The 305-nt window shown below is 64.9% G+C and carries 1 pseudogene; it reads left to right on the forward strand.

The features are described 5' to 3' along the window. A pseudogene (locus ACYQ1K_RS27980) lies at positions 1 to 305 on the forward strand (IS630 family transposase); the annotation flags it as partial.

The raw sequence follows: 305 nt of genomic DNA on the forward strand, positions 1-305 counted from the left end.
GTGTCCAACGATCCACGGTTCACCGAGAAGCTCATCGATGTCGTCGGGCTCTACCTCAACCCGCCGGCCCAGGCGGTGGTGCTGTGTATGGATGAGAAGTCCTCCATCCAGGCCCTGGACCGCACCCAGGCCTCCCTGCCGATGGTCAAGGGCCGGGCCAGCACGATGACCCACGACTACAAGCGCAACGGCACCACCACCCTGTTCGCGGCCCTGGATGTGCTCACCGGGAAGGTCATCGGACAATGCCTGCCCCGGCACCGTCACGAGGAGTTCCTCGCCTTCCTCAAGACCGTCGACCGCGA

Source organism: Nocardioides sp. AN3, assembly GCF_054653495.1.